Raw genomic sequence first — 6,000 nt, 5'->3', positions numbered from 1 at the left:
TTTTTTCGTTTCTGCCATCTTCGCTTGAGTCACCCAAGGGGTCCAAATCTGCAGATGCAGCCTATCCTGATCGTGGACGACAACCCTATTCAGGCCGTTACACGCCGCCTGATTCTAGAGAGAGCCCACCTTTCCGTCGTCCTTGCGGATAGCGGTCACTCTGCACTTGAAAAAATGCAGGCAGGTGAGCATTTCAGCATGCTGATCACCGATCACTTAATGCCCGAGATGAGCGGGCCTGAACTGGTCCGGCACGTACGCGCCGCGTCCAGGATGCCGATCCTGGTGTTGAGCGGCCTGCCCGAGGCCGAAGCCGATTATGAAGGCATGGACGTCTTCTTCCGCCTGAAGCCGATTCCGCCGGAAGAGCTGATTGCGCTGTCAAAGAACTTGCTGTTCCCGCCTTACGATCAGACTGCCTGATCCTGTAGCACACACTCGCAAAGCGCGCGGCCTTCGAGCCGTGCGTTTCTGTTTGATGGCGCGGCTGCTCGCCGCTTGAGCCCGCACATTCCAATCCAACGGTGGATTGGCGCGTTCCGTTCCGGTTTGCGAGAATCACAACAGCGCTTCGTGTTTGCTTTGCAGTGACTGAGCAGGCGGCACGTCGTGCCACACGCCTATGCCGGTATTCGGTAGTTTCTCGCTTCTTCTCGCGCTGGCCCTGAGCGCGTACTGTGTGCTGGCCGGCGCCCTGGCCCTGCGCCAACTGGCGACCCGCGCCCGCACCCGTGTCTCCCCGGAGAGGCTGGCCGAGACTGCACGCCGTGCCGGCATCGCCAGCTTTTTCGCGGTCTCCGCGGCAGCGTTCGCGCTGGTCTGGGCGGCGTTCACGAACGACTTCTCAGTCGCCTACATCCTGCACCACTCGAACCGCGCGCTGCCGGGCCCGTACAAGTTCGCGGCGCTGTGGTCCGGGCAGGAGGGCTCCCTGCTGCTGTGGGCGTGGCTGCTGGCCGCCTATGGCTTCGTGCTGCGGCTGCGCCACCGGGTCGATGTCCGGCTCACCGCCTACGCTTCGACCATCCTTGCCGCCGTGCAGGTCTTCTTTCTGCTGCTGGTGAACTTCCCGGCGCCACCGTTCGCGCTGGTCCAGGGAGCGACGCCTGCCGATGGCTTCGGCCTGAATCCGCTGCTGCAGTATCCGGAGATGGTCATCCATCCGCCGATGCTCTATCTGGGCTACGTCGGGTTTACGGTGCCGTTCGCGTTTGCGCTGGGTGCGCTGATGATGCGCTACCCCGGCGAGAAGTGGATTCACATCACGCGCCGCTGGACGATGGTGACGTGGCTCTTCCTCACCTGTGGGATCTTCCTTGGCGCGCACTGGGCCTATTCGGTGCTGGGCTGGGGCGGGTACTGGGGCTGGGACCCTGTTGAAAATGCGTCGCTGATGCCGTGGCTGACGGGCACCGCCTTCCTGCACTCCGTGATGATGCAGGAGAAGCGCGGCATGATGAAGAACTGGAATGTGTGGCTGATCTTCTCCACATTCCTGCTCTCGATCCTGGGCACGCTGCTGACGCGCTCCGGGCTGGTCAGTTCCGTGCACGCGTTTGCCGAGTCATCGATCGGCAACTGGTTCTACGCGTTTCTCTTCCTGTCGCTCGCGGTCTGCATCTTCACGTTTATCCTGCAGCGCGATCATCTGAAGTCCGACCACCGGATTGAATCGCTGGTCTCGCGCGAGTCGAGCTTCCTGTTCAACAACCTGATCTTCCTCGCGGCCTGCTTCACGATCCTGTGGGGCACGCTGTTCCCCGTGATCAGCGAATATGTGCAGGGTACGAAGGTGACGGTCGGCGCGCCCTGGTACAACCGCATCGCGGTGCCAATCGGGCTCGGGCTGCTCGGGCTGATGGGGCTCGGTCCGTTGCTGGCGTGGCGCTCGTCCTCACTGCGGTCTATCCGCCGCAACTTCATTCTGCCCTGCTCTGCCATCCTTGCCACCGCAGCAGTCCTGCTCGCGATCGGTCAGCGGCCGTGGCGCGATGAGGCGGTGGCTTACTCGTTCGTCGCATTCTCAATAGCAGCGGGTGTGGTGACGGCGATCACCAGTGAGTTCCTGCGCGGCGCACACGTGCTGCGCGTGCAGACAGGGCGCAACCTGCTCTCGTCGTCACTGCTGCTGATCCAGCGCAACACACGTCGCTACGGCGGCTACATCGTGCACTTTGGCGTGGTGGTGATCTTTATCGGCCTTGCGGGCTCGGCGTTCAATCGCTCATCCGAGCAGGAGATGGACTTCCGCCAGTCGATGCAGGTGGGCCCTTATACGCTGGTGTGCCAAGACTACACGCAGGATTCGAACCTGAACTACGACAGCGAGTACGCGCTGCTGGACGTCTACCGGCACGGCAAGAAGGTGACGCAGCTGGCGCCGGAGAAGCGGTTCTACACCGCCTCGCAACAGGTATCCACGATGGTGGCGAATCACTCCACCCTGGCGTGGGACCTGTACGTGATCTACGCCGGCCAGAACCCGCAGACGAATCGACCGATCATCAAGGTGTTCCTGAACCCGCTGGTCGCCTGGATCTGGATCGGCGTGTTCGTGGTGATCGTTGGCACACTGGTCGCGCTTGCCCCCAATCTGGTCACGGTGCTCGCGCCCGCGCGTCTGCGCCAGCCTGCCCGTTCCGCAAACCGGCCGCTCGTGAGTGAGCCGGCAACGATGCGAGGTGGCGATTGAAGAAGCTGATGCTGCTCCGTCCCCTTCGCCTGCTGCTGATTGCGTTGCTCATCGTGTTTGGCGCGCACGCTGCCGACACGGCCAACAGCCCGCGCTACGACAAGCTGAGTCACAAGATCATGTGCCCTTGCGGTTGCAACGAGCTGCTGGGCGAGTGCAACCACGTTGGCTGCCCCGACTCCGACAAGATGCGTGCGCAGCTGATGGCATCGATCAATAAGGGCGACGACGATACGACGATCTTCCGCGCGTTCCAGGATGAATACGGCGCGACCGCGCTGGCGGCGCCGATGTTTACCGGCCTGAATCGCTTCTCCTGGTGGGTTCCGCCAGCGGTGCTGCTGATCGGCATCGCGGGTGTGTTTTTCATCGTGCGGCGCTGGCGTCCGCAGACGGTCGCGATGCCCACGCCGGCGAGCGATCCTCGCATGCTGGTGCTCGAGCAGCGCATTCGCCAGGAGACCGGAGGCGATCAGCAGTGATCCTCGCGGTCTGTGCTCTGTTGACTGTGGCGCTGTTCGGGTATGTCTTCTACCCCGAGCGCAATGTCGCGCACCAACGCGTGAAGACGCGGCTTGATTTTCTCGAAGAGAAGAAGGCTGTGCTCTACGACAACCTGCGCGACCTGAACTTCGAATACCGCGCGGGCAAGTATCCGGAAGAGGATTTCGTCGCGCAGCGGGCGGGTCTGGAAGCGGAGACTGCGGAGGTGCTCTCCGAGATGGAGCGCCTGCAGCAGCCGACACGTCGTGGCTAAAAGCTAGTCGTAGCGGCAAAAGCTAAGTCTGCGGCACCTGCTCGAGTAGCCGCTTCCAGGTCTTCTGATTGCGGCGATGGCTCTTCTTTAGATCTTCGAGAATGCGTTCGAAGTCCTGGTGCGTGTGCAGCCGCTGCCATGCCGGGTTCTTCGCGAACCACGGGTAATTTTCATTGCCGAGATAGATGGCGCGGCGCAGCCAGTGCAGCGCTTCGCTCTCGTCGCCTTCGACGGCGAAGTACGTCGCCAGGCGGTACGCCATCTCGCTGTCTGCCTCGGCTGCGGACAGCGTGTCTTCGACGATAAGCGAGGTGGCCCGCTCGCGCTGGCCCACCTGCACGTAGCACAGGGCCAGGGTCGGAAACGCGAGCCGCATCGAGTCATCATCTGCGATCACCGACTCGAGCAGCGCAATTGCCTTTTCCATCTCGCCCTTGCGCATGTGCTGGTAGGCCAGCGAGGTGCGCAGCAGCGAGTGGCGCGGCTCAAGCGTGAGCCCCTTCTGTAACTCGTCTTCCGCGAGCTCAAACTGGTTCTGATATTGATACACCCGCGCGCGGTGGTTGTAGATGGACGGCGCGTTCGACGGATTCAACTGCAGCGAGCGATTGAACTGGCGCAGCGCCTCCTCGTACATACCATCGAGTCGCAGCGTGATGCCAGCGACGACGTGGACGTTCCAGTCGTTGCCGCTGGTCCGCAGCAATTGCTCGATGCCGTGGCGTGCGCTCTCCTTCTCACCGCGAGACAGCATCATGTAGACGCGGTAGAGATTGGCTTCGATCGAGCCGGGGTCAAGCTCGAGTGCGCGATCGAAGGCGCGGCGCGCGCTCAGCAGATGCATCTGGCCGCCGAAGCCGTTACGAACATACTGCAGGTGCACGATGCCGAGGCCGCTCCAGCCGGAGGAGAACTGGTTGTCCTGCTCAACGACGTGCTCGAAGCCTTCGCGCGCACGATCGAGATCGCCGCGCGACCCGGCACGCGCCATGAACGAAGAGAGAAGCGCGCGTGCCTGCAGGTACTCTTCCGAGACCTGCTCACCCAGGCGCGGCACGCGTCCGCCACGTTCGGCGGGATGGCCGTTGGTGCGACCGGACTGCTTGCCGTTGAGCTTGCCGCCCATGCCCTGGAGGGTCGCGAAGATCTCGTTGGAGATCTCGGTCTGCACGGCGATGAGGTCGAACGACGCTACGCGAATGGCGCCACCGGTGCGCACGCTCTGACCAGCGACGTCGAGCAGTTGCCAGTTCAGATCGAAGCCGTCGTCGGAGCGCAGGTAGTTGCCGGCGAGCACATAGCGCGCGAGCAGGCGCTGCCCGAGTGCAAGTGGATCCATCTGCTGCACCGACATGGGCAATTGCATGAGGGCGCTCGACGGCCGCACGACCAGCGACGGCATGCGGGCCAGGCGCGCTGCCAGCGCGTCCGCGAGGGCAAAGCCATACATCGGCGACTCCTCGGCCTGGTTGGTGGATTTCGCCGGGCCAAGGTTGCGGAATGGCAGCACGACGATGCTGTTCTCCTTGGCCTGCTCACCTGCCGACTCGCGGAATCGCTCCGCAAGCATGGACAGCATGTTGGTGGAGCGCTTCTCCTGCTCCGCGGGAGGCACGTTGCCCGGCACATCCATGGGCAGCAGACCCGTCTCGACATGCATGGTGCGCATGATGGTCTTGAGCGACTCACGCACCTCGCCCGAGGACGCGTAGCGGTCCATCGGATTTTTCTCGAGGCAGCGATAGATGACGCTGGCCAGCTCGGAGGGCACCTCCGGGCAGCAGGTGTTGAGCGAAGGCGGGTCGGCAAACTGGATTGCGCGCACGCTCTGCATCTCTTCGCCGTCCGGGCGCACGAAGGGGTGGCGGCCGCTGACCAGCTCGTAAAGGATGACGCCGAGTGCGAACAGGTCGCTCTGCACGCTGCTTTGCCCGGTGACGAACTGCTCTGGCGCCATGTAGGCGAGGGTGCCGCCGCGTGCGGTGTACGTGGTGGCGACCGCGCCCTGCCTGCGCCGGGTCGGCTGGGCTGGGTCGAACTCGACCTCATCGGGCGTCTTGCGGCGAGCGAGGCCGAAGTCGAGGATCTTCACCAGGCCGCCATCGGTCAGCATCACGTTGGCCGGCTTCAAGTCACGGTGGTAGATACCAATCTGATGCGCCGCGCTGAGACCGTCAGCGATCTGCGCGCCGACGGAGAGCACCAGTTGCACACTGGCCGGCCCCTGCGCGACGAGCCGGTCGAGCGAACGGCCGGGCACATACTGCATGACGATGTAGGCCTCGTCGCTCGACTCGCCGATTTCATAGATGGCGCAGACGTTCGGGTGCTCGATCGCAGAGGCGAGCCGCGCCTCGCGCAGTACGGTGGTGCGCATCTGTTCGAGCGAGAGGGAGCCGCGCTTCAGGATCTTGAGCACGACGGGGCGCATCAGCAGCGTATCGTTCGCCAGGTAGACGATGCCGCTGCCGCCGGAGCCCAGCTTCCGCAGGATCTCGTAGTGCTCGATCTCGCGCCGTTTCATGCTGCACTAGCATAGCGGGCGCGGGGT

At 63.5% G+C, this 6,000-nt stretch carries 5 protein-coding genes; 4 read left to right on the top strand and 1 reads right to left on the bottom strand.

The window, feature by feature from the left end:
• The 4 genes from AC5IJH_RS15690 to AC5IJH_RS15675 all read left to right on the top strand — a co-directional run.
• Positions 1–423 (top strand): response regulator (locus AC5IJH_RS15690; protein ID WP_491903774.1); only part of this gene is annotated, 423 nt, incomplete at its 5' end.
• A 199-nt stretch (positions 424–622) separates the two neighbouring features.
• Entirely contained in the window at positions 623–2,692 is a 2,070-nt protein-coding gene (locus AC5IJH_RS15685; RefSeq protein ID WP_491903773.1) for a heme lyase CcmF/NrfE family subunit, read from the top strand.
• On the top strand, positions 2,689–3,174 hold the full coding sequence (locus AC5IJH_RS15680; protein WP_491903772.1) for a cytochrome c-type biogenesis protein: 486 nt from the start codon (positions 2,689–2,691) through the stop codon (positions 3,172–3,174). Before AC5IJH_RS15685 ends, AC5IJH_RS15680 begins: the two co-directional genes overlap by 4 nt.
• A complete protein-coding gene (locus AC5IJH_RS15675; RefSeq protein WP_491903771.1) occupies positions 3,171–3,449 on the top strand; it encodes a hypothetical protein in 279 nt (92 codons plus the stop codon). The genes AC5IJH_RS15680 and AC5IJH_RS15675 overlap by 4 nt, the downstream gene beginning before the upstream one ends.
• Before the next feature lie 22 nt (positions 3,450–3,471).
• On the opposite strand, the gene AC5IJH_RS15670 is transcribed toward AC5IJH_RS15675, so the two are convergent.
• Positions 3,472–5,973 carry a protein kinase domain-containing protein gene (locus AC5IJH_RS15670; RefSeq protein ID WP_491903770.1) on the bottom strand — a complete coding sequence of 834 codons (2,502 nt, stop codon included), beginning with the start codon at positions 5,971–5,973 and terminating at the stop codon, positions 3,472–3,474.
• Positions 5,974–6,000 lie beyond the last annotated feature (27 nt).

The sequence above is a fragment of the Candidatus Dedyshia acidiphila genome, from assembly GCF_051025295.1.
In the GTDB taxonomy this organism is placed as follows: Bacteria; Acidobacteriota; Terriglobia; order Terriglobales; family Acidobacteriaceae; genus KBS-83.
Note: the sequence above shows the minus strand (reverse complement) of the source record. Positions and strands in the feature narration are given on the sequence as shown.

Coding starts and splice junctions, on each gene's coding strand:
- AC5IJH_RS15685 (WP_491903773.1), top strand. CDS start 623: ATGCCGGTATTCGGTAGTTTCTCGCTTCTTCTCGCGCTGGCCCTGAGC.
- AC5IJH_RS15670 (WP_491903770.1), bottom strand. CDS start 5,973: ATGAAACGGCGCGAGATCGAGCACTACGAGATCCTGCGGAAGCTGGGC.